The sequence below is a fragment of the Polynucleobacter sp. UK-Gri1-W3 genome, from assembly GCF_018881595.1.
Lineage (GTDB): Bacteria > Pseudomonadota > Gammaproteobacteria > Burkholderiales > Burkholderiaceae > Polynucleobacter.
The window spans coordinates 219,481-234,656 of record NZ_JACVQA010000001.1 but is presented as its reverse complement, the minus strand read 5'-3'; the positions used below and the strand labels follow the sequence as shown (position 1 = coordinate 234,656).

Annotated in this window: 20 protein-coding genes; 15 read left to right on the top strand and 5 right to left on the bottom strand. The window is 45.0% G+C overall.

Translation table 11 applies throughout. The annotated features are described in order from the left end of the window. Nucleotides 1-1,377: an FAD-dependent oxidoreductase gene (locus ICN36_RS01205; RefSeq protein ID WP_216226644.1), complete on the bottom strand. Its 1,377-nt coding sequence runs from the start codon at nt 1,375-1,377 to the stop codon at nt 1-3. Beyond that, entirely contained in the window at nt 1,374-1,928 is a 555-nt protein-coding gene (locus ICN36_RS01200; RefSeq protein ID WP_370623388.1) for a glutathione peroxidase, read from the bottom strand. The genes ICN36_RS01205 and ICN36_RS01200 overlap by 4 nt, the downstream gene beginning before the upstream one ends. Before the next feature lie 106 nt (nt 1,929-2,034). Here ICN36_RS01200 and rfaE2 point away from each other — a divergent pair, with 106 nt between their 5' ends. After that, on the top strand, nt 2,035-2,523 hold the full coding sequence (rfaE2, locus tag ICN36_RS01195; RefSeq protein WP_216226642.1) for a D-glycero-beta-D-manno-heptose 1-phosphate adenylyltransferase: 489 nt from the start codon (nt 2,035-2,037) through the stop codon (nt 2,521-2,523). A gap of 5 nt (nt 2,524-2,528) precedes the next feature. Here the strand turns inward: rfaE2 and ICN36_RS01190 are convergent, their stop codons facing one another. Together ICN36_RS01190 and ICN36_RS01185 are read right to left on the bottom strand one after the other, a co-directional pair. After that, entirely contained in the window at nt 2,529-3,338 is an 810-nt protein-coding gene (locus ICN36_RS01190; protein ID WP_216226641.1) for a type III pantothenate kinase, read from the bottom strand. Continuing rightward, nucleotides 3,335-4,120 carry a biotin--[acetyl-CoA-carboxylase] ligase gene (locus ICN36_RS01185; RefSeq protein WP_216226640.1) on the bottom strand — a complete coding sequence of 262 codons (786 nt, stop codon included), beginning with the start codon at nt 4,118-4,120 and terminating at the stop codon, nt 3,335-3,337. The genes ICN36_RS01190 and ICN36_RS01185 overlap by 4 nt, the downstream gene beginning before the upstream one ends. 37 nt (nt 4,121-4,157) lie before the next feature. Between ICN36_RS01185 and ICN36_RS01180 the strand changes: the two genes are divergently transcribed. From ICN36_RS01180 to ICN36_RS01150, 7 genes are read left to right on the top strand one after another with little or no spacing between them, the layout of a single operon-like run. Beyond that, the gene (locus ICN36_RS01180; protein ID WP_216226639.1) at nt 4,158-5,252 is read left to right on the top strand and encodes a VanZ family protein; all 1,095 of its coding nucleotides are present in this window, start codon (nt 4,158-4,160) and stop codon (nt 5,250-5,252) included. Between the two features lie 16 nt (nt 5,253-5,268). Continuing rightward, nucleotides 5,269-5,577 carry a ferredoxin gene (locus ICN36_RS01175; RefSeq protein WP_216226638.1) on the top strand — a complete coding sequence of 103 codons (309 nt, stop codon included), beginning with the start codon at nt 5,269-5,271 and terminating at the stop codon, nt 5,575-5,577. Nucleotides 5,578-5,603: 26 nt separating this feature from the next. Next, complete coding sequence (locus ICN36_RS01170; protein ID WP_216226637.1) at nt 5,604-6,317, top strand: alpha/beta hydrolase; 714 nt, start codon at nt 5,604-5,606, stop codon at nt 6,315-6,317. 29 nt (nt 6,318-6,346) lie between these two features. Next, nucleotides 6,347-6,613 (top strand): YbeD family protein, encoded by a 267-nt coding sequence (locus tag ICN36_RS01165; RefSeq protein ID WP_216226636.1) that lies wholly within the window; start codon nt 6,347-6,349, stop codon nt 6,611-6,613. Between the two features lie 8 nt (nt 6,614-6,621). Beyond that, entirely contained in the window at nt 6,622-7,275 is a 654-nt protein-coding gene (lipB, locus tag ICN36_RS01160; protein WP_216226635.1) for a lipoyl(octanoyl) transferase LipB, read from the top strand. Further along, a complete protein-coding gene (lipA, locus tag ICN36_RS01155) occupies nt 7,262-8,272 on the top strand; it encodes a lipoyl synthase (RefSeq protein ID WP_216226634.1) in 1,011 nt (336 codons plus the stop codon). The genes lipB and lipA overlap by 14 nt, the downstream gene beginning before the upstream one ends. After that, a complete protein-coding gene (locus ICN36_RS01150; RefSeq protein ID WP_255531185.1) occupies nt 8,181-8,849 on the top strand; it encodes a hypothetical protein in 669 nt (222 codons plus the stop codon). Before lipA ends, ICN36_RS01150 begins: the two co-directional genes overlap by 92 nt. 25 nt (nt 8,850-8,874) lie before the next feature. On the opposite strand, the gene ICN36_RS01145 is transcribed toward ICN36_RS01150, so the two are convergent. Continuing rightward, nucleotides 8,875-9,129 carry an accessory factor UbiK family protein gene (locus tag ICN36_RS01145; RefSeq protein ID WP_216226633.1) on the bottom strand — a complete coding sequence of 85 codons (255 nt, stop codon included), beginning with the start codon at nt 9,127-9,129 and terminating at the stop codon, nt 8,875-8,877. Between the two features lie 262 nt (nt 9,130-9,391). Here ICN36_RS01145 and ICN36_RS01140 point away from each other — a divergent pair, with 262 nt between their 5' ends. The 7 genes from ICN36_RS01140 (at nt 9,392) to ICN36_RS01110 (ending at nt 15,174) form a co-directional block, all read left to right on the top strand. After that, nucleotides 9,392-10,228, top strand: coding sequence for a TorF family putative porin (locus ICN36_RS01140; protein ID WP_216226632.1), 837 nt, complete (start codon nt 9,392-9,394; stop codon nt 10,226-10,228). Nucleotides 10,229-10,252: 24 nt separating this feature from the next. After that, entirely contained in the window at nt 10,253-10,591 is a 339-nt protein-coding gene (locus ICN36_RS01135; RefSeq protein WP_011903792.1) for a P-II family nitrogen regulator, read from the top strand. Nucleotides 10,592-10,604: 13 nt separating this feature from the next. Next, nucleotides 10,605-12,089, top strand: a complete 1,485-nt coding sequence (locus tag ICN36_RS01130; protein WP_216226631.1) for an ammonium transporter — start codon at nt 10,605-10,607, stop codon at nt 12,087-12,089. A gap of 104 nt (nt 12,090-12,193) precedes the next feature. Next, the gene (gene gshA, locus ICN36_RS01125) at nt 12,194-13,492 is read left to right on the top strand and encodes a glutamate--cysteine ligase (RefSeq protein WP_216226630.1); all 1,299 of its coding nucleotides are present in this window, start codon (nt 12,194-12,196) and stop codon (nt 13,490-13,492) included. Nucleotides 13,493-13,520: 28 nt separating this feature from the next. Beyond that, nucleotides 13,521-14,462 (top strand): glutathione synthase, encoded by a 942-nt coding sequence (gene gshB, locus ICN36_RS01120; RefSeq protein ID WP_216226629.1) that lies wholly within the window; start codon nt 13,521-13,523, stop codon nt 14,460-14,462. Between the two features lie 2 nt (nt 14,463-14,464). Continuing rightward, on the top strand, nt 14,465-14,887 hold the full coding sequence (locus tag ICN36_RS01115) for a PTS sugar transporter subunit IIA (protein ID WP_216226628.1): 423 nt from the start codon (nt 14,465-14,467) through the stop codon (nt 14,885-14,887). Between the two features lie 17 nt (nt 14,888-14,904). Next, nucleotides 14,905-15,174, top strand: a complete 270-nt coding sequence (locus ICN36_RS01110) for an HPr family phosphocarrier protein (protein WP_216226627.1) — start codon at nt 14,905-14,907, stop codon at nt 15,172-15,174. Nucleotides 15,175-15,176 lie beyond the last annotated feature (2 nt).

The following is a 15,176-nucleotide window of genomic DNA, read 5'->3' as shown; positions in this document are numbered from 1 at the left end:
CTAGACATCTTGTTTGGTTTTAATGGGCTGACGAACGCTTTCAATTAAAGCTTCAGCGACTAATTCACCGGAACGTAAGCCATCCTCATGAAATCCAAAGCCAGTCCAGGCGCCGCAATACCAAATTGAAGATGATCCCTGAATTAAGGGGAGCTCTTTCTGAGCTTGTATTGCACTCATGTCAAAGACTGGATGGGAATAGTGAATTTCTTGGTGAACCAATTTTGGGTCTGGTTCTTCTGAGGGATTTAAGCTAACAATGATTTGTGTATCTTGTAGTTGGCTTGGCAGTGGCTGCAAGCGATTAATTAAGTAATTAACGCTGACATGTTGTTTTACATTGGGCAGATCACCAGATTTGGCGGTGTAGTTCCAGGCGGCCCAGCAGCGCTTTGCTTCTGGCAAGAAGCGGATATCAGTGTGCAAAATTGCACGATTTTTTTGATATGGGATGGCTGCCAAAATATTTCTGGCTTGCTGATTAATGCCGTGAACTAAATCTAGCGTTTGGTCACTGTGACAAGCCATGATGACTTCGTCAAAGAGGCTTGAGCCAGACTGGCTGATGACTTCAACTTGTTCGCCGTTGTGATTTGTATTTACGCGCAAGGCAGACTCACGCCTAATCACTATTTGATGTTTTGTTAAAGCTGCAACAATCCGTTTTACATACTCTCTAGATCCACCCTGAATAGTTAACCATTGCGGACGATTTTGGATTTGCAAAAGACCATGGTTATGGCAAAAACGCACCATGGTTTGAATAGGAAACTCTAGCATCTGCTCCACTGAGCAGGACCAGATAGCGCCAATCATCGGTAGAAAATAATTCTCTTTAAAGCTTTGGCTAAAGCGATGGCGCTTTAAAAAATCCGCAATTTTTTCATCAGGTTCTTTGTATAAATGACCGGCCTCAATTTGTTCATGCGCCAACTGAGTAGCCAGGCGATTAAAGCGCAAGATGTCGTAGGCCATTCTCCAGAAGGATGGAGATAAGAGATTAGATCTTTGCCCAAAAAAAGAATTCATGTCATTACCAGCCCATTCAATTTTTTTGTTGAATCCAGATTTTCCAGAGGTATCAATGGAGACAGAAAAAGACATTTCAGATGGAGCTATTGGCGCTTGAATTTCTTCAAATAGTCGAACGAGTCGTGGATAAGTCTTGCGGTTAAAGACCAAAAAGCCAGTATCGACACCATGTGCAAGTTCTTTGCCATCGACGTTGTAATTGAAATCTACAGTATTACTGTGACCGCCTATATGATTGCCTGCTTCATATAAAGTAATTTCAAATTCAGGATGTTGTCTTAAGGCATATGCGCAGCCTAATCCAGAGATGCCTGCACCAATAATGGCAATTCTTTTTTTACTCACTGCGCTTTTTCTCCTAAAAGCTTTTCAATTGGGCCGGTAATACTGCTGCTACTGGGTTTAGTCATACTGCCAAATGAATCAATCACATTGCCATTGCGATCAATTAGGTATTTATAAAAATTCCATTTTGGAGTTGTACCTGTTTTGGCAATCAACATCTTAAATAGGGGATTGGGGTTGTTACCTGAAACTACGCTTTTGGCAAACATCGGAAATTTCACGTCGTACGTATTTTTGCAGAATTCGGCAATTTCTTTATTGCTGCCAGGCTCCTGTTGTCCGAAGTCATTGGAGGGGAATCCTAAAACTACAAACCCCTGATCTTTGTATTTCGCATATAGCTTCTCAAGACCTTCATATTGACTGGTAAAGCCGCAGAAACTCGCTGTATTCACAACCAAAATGACTTTGCCTTGGTATTGACAAAGATTTTGTGGTGCCTCGTCCTGAAGACGGGGAAAGGTATGGGAGAGCAGAGGGCTGCAAGTGTTTGCAGCATGAGCAAGCTGAAGTCCCGATAGAAGGGTAAATAAGCCAAAGAGGAAATTCATCAGATAGCGGTGCATATTGCGCCTTTTATTTCACTAAGTAGAGGCCAAGTCTAAGACATTCTGGCCAATATCGCTCGCTGTGCAAGATTGCCATTAATATTGAGTCATGAGCCATTTGCCACCACCCTCCTTTGAAGCTAAGGTTTGTCCACCAGAGCAACTTGCTGATCGCTTGGCGGGCCTTCCAAGGCCCCTGGTATTTACTAATGGTGTCTTTGATATCTTGCACCGTGGTCATGCCAGTTATTTGGCTCAGGCACGTGCTTTGGGGGCTAGCTTGGTGGTCGGCGTTAATTCAGATGCTTCGGTCAAGATGTTGGGTAAAGGTGATGACAGACCCATTAATTCTGAGGCTGATCGCCAGGCTTTGTTAGCTGCGCTGGAAAGCGTGGATATGGCAGTGTTGTTTACCGAACAAACGCCAGTGAATTTAATTGAAAAAATCCGGCCTGATATTTACGTCAAAGGCGGCGATTACGAAATCGATACCTTGGCTGAAACCCATCTGGTAAAAAGTTGGGGTGGCAAGGCGGTTGCAATACCGTTCCTCTATGAGCGTTCAACTACAAGCCTATTAGGTAAGATTCGCTCCTAACGCTCCTAAGGATTTTGTAGTAACCACGCCCAAATACCACGAAGCACCAAGCCTTCAGTCGCCTCCAGCAACTGCTTAGCAGGTAAATTCGTTTGCAAAATTTCCTTTGCTAAGATTTTGGCATTCCCGCCGTCAATCCAAATTTTCTCAACCGGGATATTCATCTCTTTTGCATGCTGCATGCCATAAAGAATTGCACCAACTTGCGCTGCATCACAGCCTCCAATGATTGCATCATTAGTGCAGGTGCCAAAACCATGCTGTTCTGAACGTGTAGCCAAATCTAGCTGTGCAGTATTGTTTGCTAAGCTAGTTTGCATTAATTCAAGACCAGGCAAAATCCAGCCGCCGTAATGTACGCCATTAGAGCCAAGTAAATCGATTGTTGTAGCAGTTCCAGCATTCACAATTAAAGTGTTTTTATTTGACAAGGCACGTGCACCTATCAGCGCAGCCCAGCGATCAGCACCTAGCTTGCCCGGGTCTTGATAAAAGCTGCGCATTCCTGCGTAAGGGCTATCCCCTTTTAATTGCTTCCATTCAACATCGCTCCACTGCGGGAATAATGATTTGAGATTCTCGATCGCTTCTGGCCCGGCCACACAGCAAAACCCTATGGCTGCAGGCTTTGGTAATGTTTTAGCAATATAGTCAGCTAATTCGGCTCTATGTTCTGCAGACTGCAAAGACTTACTGCTGATGGAGCCAGAGTAAGCCCATAATTTTTTTTGTTGAGCGCTTGGATTCTGAGTAGATTCCACCGCAGCCCATTTGAGGCGTGTATTGCCAACATCAAAAAATAAATAGAGGCTCATGATTGAATCCGTAGTGAAACATCACCTGCATGAATGGCAATGGTTTTGTTATCTTGCTGTAATAGTAATGCTCCCGTTTCATCCACGCCATTTGCAATACCGTAAATGGGATCTCTACCAGCACCAGAAATACAAACTGCTTGGTTTCGATAGGCATCCCATTTCATCCAACGTTCTGTGCATGGTTTGAATCCATGAAGATCAAATTCGGCAAGCTCGTGTTCAAGTGAAGCCAGTAATTTAAGCCAGAGATATTCTGAATCAGGAGGTGATTTGATAAGTTGGGAAAGGGAGCCTACTTTGAGTCCCGTTTCCAGATTGGCTTCAATCATTTCTGTATTGCGCAAGTTAATGCCAACCCCAATAATCATCCAAGTAGGATCACCGATTTTTGTTTGGCCACCCTCAATCAAGATGCCGCCAAGTTTGTTTTGGTTCAGTAATAAATCGTTAGGCCATTTCAGTTGAAGACCTGCCGCTTGAAGTTCTGCTTCACTCATATCGCAAGCCTGGGCAATACCAGCAAGCACTGCTAAGCCAACCAATAGACTAAGTCCGCTGAGTTCAGCAACGGTGCTTTTAAAGGGAAATGCTAAGGAAAAGCAGAGAGAGTCCTCTGGATTGGCTAGCCATGATCGGCCTGCCCGGCCTTTACCTGCAGTTTGCTTATGGGCAATTCGAGCTACTGGATCAATGAGCTCTCCTGCGCGCCAGCGCGCCAAAAGATCATCATTGGTTGATTTGGTCTCAGCAACACGCTCTAGGATGCAATTTGCAGTCATTCCGCCATTGTAGAAAGGTCTGACCTAGAATTGTGGGATGGATCAAAAAGATCAAAGACCTCGAAAGTTGGCCTGGCCCCTGCAGGCGATGCCATTGGCTAGGGCCATGAGTTTAAGCTACGCACTGTTGATCCTGTATGTAAGCCTAAACCCCTTTGACTTTGATTTTCAAAATGGAATAGCTGCATGGGCTTGGTTAGATGCCCCTTTGCCGCGCTCCATTACGCTATTTGATGTATCGGTCAATATTTTGGCTTACATCCCATTTGGATTTTTGGTGGTGTTTGCTGCTTACCCAAGATGGCGTAACTATGTCGCACTTGGGCTAGCCCTGAGTTTGAGTGCTGCTCTGGCGCTAGGTGTGGAAACATTCCAATCTTGGCTACCTACTCGTATACCGAGTCAGATGGACTGGTGGGCCAATATCTTAGGGGGTTTATTGGGAGGCTTGTTGGCCATTCCTTTGGGTCCACAATGGCTGTCAGGAAGTGCTATTCGTCGGCGCTTTGATCAATGGTTTGGCTTGAACTGGGCAGCATGCGCCTTGTTTCTATTATTTCCGTGGTCACAGATTTACCCACAAAGTTCTTGGCTTGGCACGGGTGTCTGGGGGCATGCCATATTTGGCTCGGTTGACTGGGGAACTGTAGTCATTAACCAGCTTATTCAAGAGATGGCTATTACATCCTTGTGTTGGCTCGGCATTGCTTTACTGCTTTCGTTGGGTTTGCGCACTAAAGCGCCTCAGTGGCGCATTCTCAATGGACTTCTTGGTCTGACGGTATTGATCAAAACTTTATTTACCGCATTGCAATTTGGCGGTGAGTTTAGTTTGATTTGGTTGACCGCAGGCGCCCTCTGGGGAATGGTGCTGGGTAGTATCTTATTGAGGTGGGCCCTAAAGCTAAATCCAAGAGCCAAGTTTTGGCTAGCCTTGATTTGCTTAGTTGGCACCACAATCGCAGTCAATGTTTTGCCTGACAATCCTTACTTCATACTGACACTAAGACATTGGTACCAAGGGCGCTTATTACACTTTAATGAGCTAATGCAGTGGGTTTCAGTAGTATGGTTACCTCTGGCTCTTGTTTGGATGATTCGCAGTGCCATTGACCCTAAACCAAAACATTGATGAATATAATTTTTCTATGAGTTTTTCACACCACTTATTTTTTTGTTTAAACCAACGCAGTAATGGCGAGGAGTGTTGCGAGCAGCACAATGCTTTTGCTTTGTTTGATTACGCTAAGAAAAGAGTGAAAGAACTTGGTCTCTCGGGTCCCGGAAAGATTCGCGTAAATAAGGCTGGATGCCTGGATCGCTGCGCAGATGGACCTGTCATGGTGGTCTACCCTGAGGGTGTTTGGTATACCTTTGTCGATACAGATGATGTTGAAGAAATTATCCAATCGCATTTAATCGAGGGGCGGCCAGTAGAGCGCTTGCAGTTGACGTAGTCATTCCAAAGAATTGAAAGTTTTTTATGAATAGCCGTACCAAAGTAATTCAGATTCAAGGAATTGTTGGATCGATGGAAATGTCCATTGATCTTCCTGATGAATTAAAAAATGAGCCTGCATTTGCAGTACGTGGCATAGCGCTTGTCGCACATCCTCATCCTTTGATGGGTGGAACAATGGATAACAAGGTTGCGCAAACCATGGCACGTGCTTTTAATCAATTGGGTTATGTTAGTGTGCGCCCAAACTTTCGCGGTGTAGGTGGAACTGAAGGCGTTCATGACGATGGTATTGGTGAGTTAGAAGATTTACTGCATGCCACTGACTGGATGCGAACACCTTCAAGCTGGGGTCAGTTTGAAGCAACCGCAAATCAATCCTGGGTGGCAAATGCAAATACTTTACCTTTGGTAGTTTCAGGCTTTTCATTTGGAAGTTTTGTAGGTAGCCACTTAGTGCAAAGACTTGCAGAGCTTGGTCGTCCAGCTGAGCGCCTTGTCATGGTGGGCAGCGCTGCTGGTAAGTGGACTCTGGCCCCAGTGCCTGCCGATACAATTTTGATTCACGGCGAATTAGATGAAACCATTCCCTTGATCGATGTTTTGGATTGGGCGCGTCCACAAGAGCTTACTGTTCAAGTGGTGCCTGGTGCAGATCATTTTTTTCATCGTCGCTTGCATTGCATTCGCAACATCATTACTGGCGCTTGGTTAGGTATGCCAGATCATCGTAAATAATCAGAACTAGAGAGAATTAGAAAAAATATATGGCCGAAGAAAAATCACTAATCGAATACCCATCGCTATTTCCTATTAAGGTCATGGGTAAAACAAACCCAGAATATCTTCCTGCGATAGTGCATATTGCAAAACAATTCGATCCCACGTTTGACGAGAGCAAGGTTGAGCAGCGCCCGTCTAAAGATGGAAATTATCTAGGCATCACTTTGCCGATTACTGCCACTAGTCGTGAACAGCTAGACGAGTTATATAGAACGCTATCTACCCATCCATTGGTTAGCGTAGTTCTGTAATTTCATTCATGCAAGCTTTAGTAAAACATCTTGGATTGGCAGATTACGCATCAACGTATGAGGCAATGCAAATATTTACTAAAGAACGCACTGGCGAAACGCCTGATGAGATTTGGGTTTTAGAGCATCCCCCAGTGTTTACTTTAGGCCTTGCAGGGGACGCAACTAACTTACATTCGCCTAGCAATCAAATTCCCCTAGTTCAAGTCGATCGCGGCGGTGAAATTACGTATCACGGACCCGGTCAAATTGTGGTTTACCTATTATTGGATCTCAGGCGCTTGGGAATCTTTGTAAAAGAATTAGTCTCCCGAATAGAGCAAGCAGTCATCGATACGCTGGCAGATTTCGGCATTCAAGCCGAAAGACATTCTGGGGCCCCTGGAATTTACGTCTCTGAGCAGGCTGGAGTGCCCCCAGAGTGGGTTGGTGCTAAGGTGGCTGCCTTGGGCCTTAAGGTCTCTAAAAGCTGCTCCTATCATGGTCTTGCTTTGAATGTAGCCACCGATTTAGAGGCTTTCAAGCGCATCCACCCCTGTGGGTATGAGGGTTTAAAGACTGTCGACATGCAAACTCTTGGGATCAAGGACAATGTAGACACTATTAGCCAAAGGCTTTTGCAGCATTTACAAAAGCAACTGATGCCACATGACAACAAATAAGCCTGACACCAACCCAACTATTGAGGCGCGCCAAGACCTTAATTACGACGCATCACGTAAACAAAAGTCCAGTGAGAAGACTGCGCGCATTCCAATCAAAATCATTCCTCTACAAGAGGTCTTGAAAAAGCCCGATTGGATTCGGGTAAAGGCTGCATCAGGTAATTCTCGTTTTGCAGAAATTAAAAAGATTTTGCGCGAGAACGAATTGGTGACTGTTTGTGAAGAGGCTAGCTGCCCCAATATTGGTGAATGTTTTGGTAAGGGAACCGCCACTTTCATGATCATGGGCGACAAGTGCACACGTCGTTGCCCATTTTGCGATGTGGGCCACGGTAGGCCAGATCCATTGGATGTAAAAGAGCCCGCTAACCTAGCTCGCACAATTGCTGCGCTCAAGCTGAATTATGTTGTGATCACTAGCGTAGATCGTGATGATCTGCGTGATGGTGGCGCAATGCATTACGTCGATTGCATTTCTCAATCACGTGCTCTTTCACCTAATACTCGTATTGAGGTGTTGGTACCAGATTTCCGTGGTCGCCTTGATAAGGCACTAGATATTTTTGCTGAGCACTCACCAAATGGCTTGCCGGATGTGATGAATCACAATCTTGAAACTGTGCCACGTCTGTATAAGCAAGCTAGACCAGGCGCTGACTACCTTCATTCCCTAAAGCTCTTGAAAGACTTTAAAGAACGCTTTCCAAACATCCCTACCAAGAGTGGTTTGATGGTGGGTCTTGGTGAGACTGATGAAGAGATTTTGGAAGTTATGCGTGATATGCGTGAACACAATATTGACATGCTCACTATTGGTCAGTACCTAGCTCCATCAGGACATCATCTGCCTGTTACTCGCTATGTTCACCCCGACGTCTTTAAGATGTTTGAGGAAAAAGCCTATGAAATGGGCTTCTCCCATGCCGCTGTGGGCGCCATGGTGCGCTCAAGCTATCACGCAGATCAACAAGCACATGGAGCAGGGATTGTTTAGAAAGGTGTCAAAAGTCGCTACTGTATTGGCGACTTTATTTTTTCTATCAGCATGTAGTCCGAAACTGGATTGGCGTACCGTCCAATCTCCACAAGAAAGATACTCCGCTTTATTTCCTGGCAAGCCAGATAAATTAGAGCGTCACATTCCTTATCTTGATCAAGAGTTACTCCAAACCCTTGAGGCTGTGAAAATAGATGATGATATTTATTCAATTGGCACCATTCAGTTACCAGCCAATCAAAGCGCCTCACTTAGTAAGGTACTTTCACAATTGCAAGGTAATTTGCTCGACAGGGCAAAGGCATCGGGTGGAGATGTCATTATTGAGGATGCATCTTATAAAACAGCAGATCGACAACGTTTACCGACCAAAGATTTTTTTCTGGACTTGAAAGCTAACAGTAAAACGCAGCAACTCATGCGTGTTCGTTGGATCAATCGGGTTGCGCCGAATGGCGATAATTGGATCTATCAAATCTCAGTATTACATGCTGGTTCAGGCTCGGATAATGCAAAAACTTTTTTATCTCAAGAAGAGTATGAAAACTTCTTTAGTGATTTTTCTCCAGAGTAATTAAAAGAAAATAAACCTGAATTAATTATTGTTTTTCTAGGGCAGCTACTTTAGCTTCTAGCGCTTCTAATTTTTCACGCGTCTTAGCAAGTACTTTAGTTTGAAGGTCAAACTCTTCGCGTGTAACCAAGTCCATCTTCTGAAATCCCTGATTCATCATGGCGCGAACATTTTTTTCAATCTCTTGAGCTGGAGAATTACGGATTGCATCCCCAACCTTGTTTTGCATATCGTTTGCGATACGTTGGATTTGTTCAAGAATTTCGCCTGGTTTTTGCATGATGGGGAATCGCAGTTCTATTGAAAGTTGCAGAAAAGATACACATTCGTATTTTAAGTTGTATGGGAAAAATGCTCAAAAAGGGGTTAAAACCTGAAAAATGCCCTAAATTCACCCATTAGGTGCAATATTAAGCACCAATAAAGTGCATTTGCATTAATTGGGGGAATTGTGACAAAGCCAAGAACCCTCGGGCATTCAATATCACCCCATGCAATAAGCATTTAACCCATTTTTTATTACAACCAACAAGGAGTAGTTCATGAAAACTATACAAAAGACAGCGATATCTGCGGCGGCAGTTGCGTTGTTGACAGGATTGGCATGCTCTTCTGCTTTTGCAGAAGAGGCCGCAGCTGAGGCTCCAGAGCCAAGCCCAGTTACAGCGAACGTTACAGTAACTAATAACTACATCTATCGTGGTATTACACAGTCAAATTACAAGCCAGCCGTGCAAGGTGGTTTTGACTACGCGCATGAAAGCGGTTTCTACATCGGAAACTGGAACTCTTCTATTAGCTGGGTATCAGATGCAAAGATTGCAACCAGTGCACCGGTTGAGATGGATTTTTACGGCGGCTTTAAGAAAGATTTGATTGCTGAAGGCTTTGCTTCTGACTTCGGTATTTTGCAGTACTACTATCCAACAAGTGGAACTATTGCCGGCTCAATTAACCCAAATACAACTGAACTCTATGTTGCTCAAAATGCTACTTTTGGTCCAGTAACTGGTTTCTTGAAGTTCTCCTATGCATTGAGCAATACTTTTGCATTTGCTAACAGTACAGGATCAAGCTACCTTGATTTGACAGGAAACTACGACACTGGTTTTTGGGGAATTACTGCCAATGCTCACGTAGGTATGCAAAGAATTGCTGGCCAATACTACCAAGGTGGACAGGCATCAGCTAGCTATACCGATTGGAAGCTGGGCCTAACCAAGGACTTTGGAGGCGGCCTGTCTCTTGCAGCAGCTTATGTTGGTACTAACGTGAAACAAGGCAGCGGACTCTATGCCAACACATATGGCCAATCAACCGTAAACGGCCGAAATGCTGGTGGTCAAACCGGCCTTGTTTCCTTAACAAAAACTTTCTAATTTCCACTCTGAATGGAGAAACACATGAAATTAATTACCGCAATCATCAAGCCATTTAAGCTTGACGAAGTGCGCGAAGCTCTCTCGGAAGTGGGAGTTTCGGGCATTACAGTTACTGAAGTTAAAGGTTTCGGTCGTCAAAAAGGTCACACTGAGTTATATCGCGGTGCTGAGTATGTTGTCGACTTTTTACCTAAAGTAAAAATTGAAGCTGCTGTTGAAGACGGCATCTTGGAGCGTGCGATTGAAGCGATTGAAAAATCTGCACGTACAGGCAAGATTGGCGATGGCAAGATTTTTGTCTCACCAGTTGAGCACGTCATTCGTATTCGTACCGGTGAAACCGGCGCGTCAGCACTTTAAAGAGAGGTTCAAAATGTTAACTTGGATGAAACGACTCGTTGCTGGTGGTGCTATGGCTTTGGCCATTGGTGCTACTGGTGTAATGGTTACTTCGCCAGCTCATGCTGATGAAGTTAAGAAGCCTGCTGTAACAGCTCCTGCGGCAACTCCTGCTGCTGCTGAGCCTGCTCCAGTACTTTGCTCTGAGAAGTGCAATAAAGCAGACATCGCTTGGATGATGGTTTGTACAGCATTAGTGCTGTTGATGACTCTTCCTGGCTTGGCTTTGTTCTACGGCGGTTTAACTCGCAGCAAGAACATTCTATCTATCTGCATGCAATGTTTCATGGTCTTCTCTTTGATTACAGTGCTATGGGCTATTTATGGCTATAGCTTTGCATTCACGGAAGGCGGAGCATTTATTGGTGGACTAGATCGCCTGTTCTTGGGTGGTATGAATCCAGAATCAGTAGCCGCAACCTTTAGTAAAGGTGTTGTGATTCCTGAGTATGTATTTATGGCTTTCCAAGCAGTGTTCGCAACTATCACTTGCTGTTTGATCATTGGCTCTTTTGCTGAGCGCGCTAAGTTCTCTGCAATCTTGGTATTCATGGTGATTTGGTTCACTTTGAGCTACCTGCCAATCGCTCACATGGTTTGGTTCTGGCCTGGTCCAGATGACATCAAAGATGCTGCATCACTCGAAGCAATTACTGCTCGTGCTGGTTGGTTATGGCAAAAAGGTGTTCTCGACTTTGCTGGCGGTACTGTTGTACACATCAATGCTGCGATCGCTGGTTTGGTTGGTTCCTTTGTTATCGGCAAGCGTTTGGGTTACGGCAAAGAAGCAATGAAGCCACATAACTTAGTGTATGTAATGACTGGTGCTGCTCTGTTGTGGTTCGGTTGGTTTGGTTTCAATGCTGGCTCAGCACTTGAGGCAAACGGCACTGCTGGTTTGGCATTCGTGAACACATATTTGGCTACTGCTGCTGCTGTATTGGGTTGGTCAGTTGCTGAGTGGGTTCTCAAAGGTAAGCCATCTATGTTGGGCGCTGCATCTGGTTGCGTAGCAGGTTTGGTTGCAATTACTCCTGCAGCTGGTTTTGTTGGCCCAATGGGTTCAATCATTATCGGTTTAATCGCTGGCGTAATTTGCCTCTGGGGTGTAACTGGTCTCAAGAAGATTTTGGGCTCAGATGACAGCTTGGACGTATTTGGTGTTCACGGCGTAGGCGGTATTACTGGTGCATTGTTGACTGGTGTATTCGCTGATCCAGCTTTAGGTGGCTCTGGTATTTGGGATTATGTGGCTAACGCTGTTGCTCCTGATTACTCTATTGCTAGCCAATTGTGGATCCAAGCTCAAGGCGTGATTACCACTGTAATTTGGTCTGGCGTAGTTTCTTTCGTAGCCTTCAAATTGATCGATATTGTGATTGGTTTGCGCGTTAAGGAAGAAGAAGAGCGCGAAGGCTTGGATATCAGCTCACACGGTGAGACTGCATACGAGTCTTAATCAGTAGATTTACCCCTCACTGGGCGGCCCTGGATGGCTGCCTAGTTTTAAGCGCGGAATCCTCGGATTCCGCGTCTTTCTTTTAATAATCTTACAATGGTGAAATGGTTCCACATCTCATCACTGCACTTACCGGCCCCTTGCTCGAATTAGAGTCAAAGGTTCTAGAAGCGACCCCAACGATTGAACGTTGGTTTAGGTTGGAGTGGCAAGAGCACACCCCGCCTTTTTATTGTTCGGTCGATTTGCGTAATTCGGGCTTTAAGTTAGCTCCAGTAGACACCAATCTCTTTCCTGGAGGGTTTAATAACCTTTCGCCACAGATGCTACCGCTTGCCGTGCAAGCTGCTATGGCCGCAATCGAGAAGATTTGTCCTGAAGCTAAAAACTTACTGTTGATTCCAGAGCGCCACACTCGCAACACTTTCTATTTACAGAATGTTGCGCGCTTATCTTCAATTTTGCGACAAGCTGGTTTGAATGTTCGTTTAGGCACCTTCTCTGAGGAAATCAAGAAGCCAACCTGGATTGATTTGCCTGATGGCAATCGATTGCTAATGGAGCCGCTCTCTCGATTGGGTCTCAGGAAGCAACGCCTAGGCTTAAAAGATTTTGATCCTTGTTCGATTTTGTTGAACAACGACTTATCTGCGGGCATCCCTCCAATTTTGGAAAATATCTATGAGCAGTACTTGTTACCTGGCTTACACGCTGGTTGGCATGTGCGTCGCAAATCGAATCACTTTGCCGCCTATGAAGAAGTGGCAAAGAAATTTGCCAAAGTAGTTGATATCGACCCATGGATGATTAACCCTTATTTCTCAAGCTGCTCGAATATCAATTTCCATGAGCGCAAAGGCGAGGAAGAACTGCAGACTGCGGTAGAGCAGGTCTTGAAAAAGACTGCCAAGAAATATCGTGAATATGGAATTAAAGAGAAGCCATATGTAGTGGTGAAGGCAGATGCTGGCACCTATGGCATGGGCGTGATGGTGGTGAATGATCCCTCTCAGCTAAAAGGCTTGAACCGTAAAGATCGCAATAAGATGAGTGTGGTCAAAGAAGGTCTTGAAGTGAGCGACGTACTGATTCAGGAAGGCGTTTATACCTTTGAGAAGGTCAATGAAGCGGTTGCCGAACCAGTCGTGTACATGATTGATCGTTATGTCATTGGTGGCTTTTATCGTGTTCATACCGACCGTGGACCAGATGAGAACCTCAATGCGCCGGGTATGCATTTTGTGCCGCTAGCCTTTGAACAAAACTCTATGCCAGATCTAGGAGCTAAGCCAGGCAGTGCTGCGCCTAATCGCTTCTATCTATATGGCGTGGTTGCCCGCTTGGCTCTTCTTGCTGCATCATTGGAGTTAGAGCGTACCGACCCTAATGCTGAAGCTGCATAAATAAATTACTAATCTCTCAATAGAAAAAATGGACCTTCTTTTTATTGCAGATCCTCTCGAGTCCTTCAAGATTCAAAAAGACTCCACGTATGCAATGATGCGAGTTGCCCAGGATGCCGGACATCGTTTGTGGTTTTGCCAAAGCAAAAATGTTTTATGGAGAGATGATCTTGTAGTCGCTGATTGCCAGTCTTTGGTAATGAAAGCGAGCTCAACAAGTTGGTTTGAGTTGGGTGATGTTGAATCTCGACCGCTGAAGTCTTTTTCTGCGGTCTTGATGCGTACGGATCCCCCATTTGATATTGAGTATCTCAATACCACTTGGTTGCTATCTGCGGCAGTTCGTCAGGGTGCAAAAGTATTTAACGAGCCAAGTGCTGTTCGCGATCATTCAGAAAAACTATCTATTACCGAATTCCCAGAGCTTATTCCCCCAACCTTGGTCACACGTGAATTAGCCGCAGTAGAGCTTTTCCATCAAGCTCATCACGATATTGTGATCAAACCTCTTGATGGCATGGGCGGCATGGGGGTGTTTAGAGTTGGCGCTGACGGCCTTAATCTTGCGAGTATTGTGGAAACGCTTGGCGAGAACGGCGCAAGAACTCTTATGGTTCAACGTTTTCTTCCAGAAATCGCCCTAGGCGATAAGCGGGTGCTTTTAATTGGCGGAGAAGTGGTGCCATTTGCGCTGGCCCGCATTCCTCAGGGAAGTGAAATTCGGGGCAATTTAGCTGCAGGTGGCAAAGGGGTCGCCATGCCATTAACCGAGACTGAAAAAAAGGTTGCTGAACAATTAGCCCCCGTTTTAAATCAGCGTGGATTATTCTTGGTTGGATTAGATTTAATCGGCGGCTACCTTACGGAAATTAATGTAACGAGCCCAACTTGTTTTGTAGAAATCACTAATCAAACTGACTTTAATGTCCCGCAATTTTGGTTGGAAGCACTAGAGAAAGCATTAGCGTAAAAATGGTTGGAATTATCATCGTTGCACACACACCAGTTGCTAGCGCAATGCTAGGGTTTGCTGAGCATACATTTGGCGTATTGCCTGAGCGGGTCCGGGCAGTTGACATCCCCCCTCATGAAGATACCAAGGCAAGTTTTGATCGAGTGCTCAAGGCTGCTTATGGCGTGAATACTGGCAATGGGGTGCTTATTTTGACCGATGTGATGGGTGCAACCCCAGCCAATGTTGCTTCTAAGTTAGAAGCCCTCGGTCCTTTATCGGGATTAAATGCGCCTGTCATTGTGCTGGCGGGATTAAACATTCCAATGCTGATGCGCTGTATTTCTCATCGCGGAGAAGGTCTTGAGGAGTTGGCGCAAAAAGTGCTTGCCGGCGGACAGCATGGAATTTTGCGTTTAGGTAGCAAAGTAAATCAAGAATAAATAAGGGCCAACACACTATGCCTTCCGCAGAAATCGAAATCATTAATAAATTAGGTTTGCATGCTCGTGCATCAGCAAAGCTTTCTCAATTAGCCGCTCAATTTCCCTGTGAAATACTTTTGTCACGTAATGGGCGTCAAATTAATGCCAAGAGCATTATGGGTGTGATGATGTTAGCGGCGGGAATGGGCAGTACTGTAACGCTCGAAACGGTTGGTGAGAAGGCTGATGAAGCAATGCAGGCATTGACTGCATTAATTCATGACCGCTTTGGTGAAGGCGAGTAAAT

Bases quoted from the DNA above. Each gene is read 5' to 3' on its own strand.
- ICN36_RS01110 (WP_216226627.1), top strand. From the start codon at position 14,905: ATGCCTTCCGCAGAAATCGAAATCATTAATAAATTAGGTTTGCATGCT.
- ICN36_RS01200 (WP_370623388.1), bottom strand. From the start codon at position 1,928: ATGAATTTCCTCTTTGGCTTATTTACCCTTCTATCGGGACTTCAGCTT.
- ICN36_RS01145 (WP_216226633.1), bottom strand. From the start codon at position 9,129: ATGCAAAAACCAGGCGAAATTCTTGAACAAATCCAACGTATCGCAAAC.
- ICN36_RS01150 (WP_255531185.1), top strand. From the start codon at position 8,181: ATGAAATGGGCTTCTCCCATGCCGCTGTGGGCGCCATGGTGCGCTCAA.
- ICN36_RS01165 (WP_216226636.1), top strand. From the start codon at position 6,347: ATGGCCGAAGAAAAATCACTAATCGAATACCCATCGCTATTTCCTATT.
- lipB (WP_216226635.1), top strand. From the start codon at position 6,622: ATGCAAGCTTTAGTAAAACATCTTGGATTGGCAGATTACGCATCAACG.
- gshA (WP_216226630.1), top strand. From the start codon at position 12,194: ATGGTTCCACATCTCATCACTGCACTTACCGGCCCCTTGCTCGAATTA.
- ICN36_RS01170 (WP_216226637.1), top strand. From the start codon at position 5,604: ATGAATAGCCGTACCAAAGTAATTCAGATTCAAGGAATTGTTGGATCG.
- ICN36_RS01115 (WP_216226628.1), top strand. From the start codon at position 14,465: ATGGTTGGAATTATCATCGTTGCACACACACCAGTTGCTAGCGCAATG.
- rfaE2 (WP_216226642.1), top strand. From the start codon at position 2,035: ATGAGCCATTTGCCACCACCCTCCTTTGAAGCTAAGGTTTGTCCACCA.
- ICN36_RS01130 (WP_216226631.1), top strand. From the start codon at position 10,605: ATGTTAACTTGGATGAAACGACTCGTTGCTGGTGGTGCTATGGCTTTG.
- ICN36_RS01180 (WP_216226639.1), top strand. From the start codon at position 4,158: ATGGATCAAAAAGATCAAAGACCTCGAAAGTTGGCCTGGCCCCTGCAG.
- gshB (WP_216226629.1), top strand. From the start codon at position 13,521: ATGGACCTTCTTTTTATTGCAGATCCTCTCGAGTCCTTCAAGATTCAA.
- lipA (WP_216226634.1), top strand. From the start codon at position 7,262: ATGACAACAAATAAGCCTGACACCAACCCAACTATTGAGGCGCGCCAA.
- ICN36_RS01190 (WP_216226641.1), bottom strand. From the start codon at position 3,338: ATGAGCCTCTATTTATTTTTTGATGTTGGCAATACACGCCTCAAATGG.
- ICN36_RS01140 (WP_216226632.1), top strand. From the start codon at position 9,392: ATGAAAACTATACAAAAGACAGCGATATCTGCGGCGGCAGTTGCGTTG.
- ICN36_RS01175 (WP_216226638.1), top strand. From the start codon at position 5,269: ATGAGTTTTTCACACCACTTATTTTTTTGTTTAAACCAACGCAGTAAT.
- ICN36_RS01135 (WP_011903792.1), top strand. From the start codon at position 10,253: ATGAAATTAATTACCGCAATCATCAAGCCATTTAAGCTTGACGAAGTG.
- ICN36_RS01185 (WP_216226640.1), bottom strand. From the start codon at position 4,120: ATGACTGCAAATTGCATCCTAGAGCGTGTTGCTGAGACCAAATCAACC.